Here is a 2,291-nt window from a genome sequence, read left to right on the forward strand (position 1 = left end):
TTTTGATTTCCGGAAGAGAAGTGGCTTATGACCTCAAGGGGCTGGACAATCGAATCTCTTATCAGCTCTTCGTGTTTCCTTTATCTCAGTCGAAGGGCGAAAGAAGATACGGAGCTAAACGGGCGCTTCCGCTTTTCTTTTACTACAGTTGTTTCTCTAATGTTTTTACGACTTTTTCTAGTAGTAGACCTTCTTCTTTCGAAAAGCGATTCAACTCAGGGCTGTCGATATCTAATACACCTATTACTTCGTTATTCTTGAAGATAGGGATGACAATTTCAGATCGTGATGCAGCATCACAGGCAATATGACCTGGGAATTGCTCGACATCTTCTACAATCATAGTCTCTTTTCTTTTGGCTGCTTTACCACAAACGCCTCTCCCTGATGGAATACGAATACAAGCAGGCAACCCTTGGAATGGCCCTAACACTAGTTCATCATTCTCCATTAAATAAAATCCGACCCAATTTATTCGTTCAAGAAATACGTTTAATAGGGCTGAGAAATTGCTTAAATTGGCGATAAGATTTTGTTCACCCTCAATAAGAGAGGCTAATTGTTTGTTGAGAAGTTCGTATTTTTCTTCTAGAGTTCCTGAGTAATTTTCGACTTTAAACATCAAGATACCCCTTTCTTTTATTAGATTCATCATGATTTTTTACATTTATTATCTAGCTGTCTGAAGGTGTCGAAACTATTTTAAAGGAAAGTTTACATATTCGACGAATACTTTCAAAAAATGAAAAGTTAGGTGATTGCGATGAGAATTGAAAAAAATAACAATAAAACAAAACAAGCGATTGTTGAAGCGGCCCTACTTTTATTTCAGACAAATGGTTATGATGGAACATCTATTCGTGATATTGCCCAAAAAGCAAAAATAAACTCAGCAAATATAGCGTATTATTTTAAAAATAAAAATGGTTTGCTTGAATATTGTTTTGTTGATTATTTTGAACGGTATACTGCAATAATTGAGAATACTGTACAAGAAATGGAATATTCAAGAGCGGATTCTTGTTTAAAGACAATTATTTCAAAGTTGGTTCAGTTTCAAGGTGATAATTTTTTAGCGGCACGTTTTATTACTCGAGAAATGTCTAGAGATACGATGCTGAATCGTGAAGTATTATCAACTTATATGGCAAAAGAGCGTTATTATTTACAATATGTGATTGAGCAAGGCATAAAAACGAATGTATTTCGTAAGGTAAGTATTCAGTCTTTCATTCTTGTGATAAAGGGACTTTTGACGGCACCATTTACGCATGTCGACTATGCCACGCAATTATTGCATATTTTGCCTCAAGAACAATATTATATTGAGCAATACAAGGAGCAATGCATGGATTTCTTAAATCATTCGCTTCTACAATCTAAAGTAGGTGTTACAAGTTAGATGGCTTAACTAGATCGGCAATACTATAAAGGTTCATAAACCCTTGCCCGAGGTCTTTAACACAATGAGCATCGCTTCCATATACGAGTGGAATTCCTAACTCCATTGCTTTTTTTATAAGGTATTCTGGAGGATAGGGTTCCGCACAATATTTTTTAACAATTCCTGCTCCATTATAATCAAGAGCTAGCTGATGATGTTTTATTAAATGTAGTATGCCTTCTTCCTGATGTTTGAAATCACATTCAGGAGGAAATTTTAATTGAAACTTATGTGCTAACGTAATATGGCCGATCCTTCTTGGTTTAAATACTCCTAAATTGGCTTCAATGGATTGTCTAACAGTATCATAGTATTTCTCATAAATATTTGATACAGATCCGAAAACTTGTATCATGCTGTTAAAATAATCATGACTATAGTCGATACAGTAATAGTCAGCATTGTTCTTAATAAAATGAACAGATAGAATACTATCATCCAAAAGGGGTCCAACATCTTGTAAGAAAGAAAGGGTACTCGCTTCAAACCCTTCAATATAATCTATTTCTAGACCGATATTGATTTTAATTTGATTCCGGTACTTTTGTTTGAGTTGTTGTAATTGTTCTATATATTCAGTCAACTTAGACGTAGTCATACCGCTATCTTTCGTTGGTGTAGTATCGTCAAAGCTTTCAGGTAGTGGAGCATGTTCTGTAAATGATATTTCTTCTACATTATTTTTAATAAACCATTCTATATATTCCTCGAAAGAATCGGATGATCCATGTGGACAAAATGGTGTATGAATATGTCCATCTGCTAGCATTTTTAAAATTCTCCTCTCATTATAAAATTTATAAGTATAATTTTGCTGGAAAATTGAAATAACTACTCAAAAATTATT

The 2,291-nt window shown here is 34.1% G+C and carries 3 protein-coding genes; 1 reads left to right on the forward strand and 2 read right to left on the reverse strand.

The window, feature by feature from the left end; genetic code table 11:
* Window positions 1-142: 142 nt before the first annotated feature.
* Window positions 143-622: a GAF domain-containing protein gene (locus V7014_RS07875; RefSeq protein ID WP_335505904.1), complete on the reverse strand. Its 480-nt coding sequence runs from the start codon at window positions 620-622 to the stop codon at window positions 143-145.
* A gap of 141 nt (window positions 623-763) precedes the next feature.
* Here V7014_RS07875 and refZ point away from each other — a divergent pair, with 141 nt between their 5' ends.
* Entirely contained in the window at window positions 764-1,402 is a 639-nt protein-coding gene (gene refZ, locus V7014_RS07880; protein WP_335505906.1) for a forespore capture DNA-binding protein RefZ, read from the forward strand.
* Here the strand turns inward: refZ and hisJ are convergent.
* Window positions 1,392-2,213, reverse strand: coding sequence for a histidinol-phosphatase HisJ (gene hisJ / locus V7014_RS07885; protein WP_335505908.1), 822 nt, complete (start codon window positions 2,211-2,213; stop codon window positions 1,392-1,394). The genes refZ and hisJ overlap by 11 nt on opposite strands.
* Window positions 2,214-2,291 lie beyond the last annotated feature (78 nt).

Origin of the sequence: Bacillus sp. JJ722 (assembly GCF_036963345.1) — a bacterium.
In the GTDB taxonomy this organism is placed as follows: domain Bacteria; phylum Bacillota; class Bacilli; order Bacillales; family DSM-1321; genus Bacillus_AD.

What these genes read in the sequence shown, in the direction of transcription:
- refZ (WP_335505906.1), top strand. Translation starts at nt 764, where the DNA reads ATGAGAATTGAAAAAAATAACAATAAAACAAAACAAGCGATTGTTGAA.
- hisJ (WP_335505908.1), bottom strand. Translation starts at nt 2,213, where the DNA reads ATGCTAGCAGATGGACATATTCATACACCATTTTGTCCACATGGATCA.
- V7014_RS07875 (WP_335505904.1), bottom strand. Translation starts at nt 622, where the DNA reads ATGTTTAAAGTCGAAAATTACTCAGGAACTCTAGAAGAAAAATACGAA.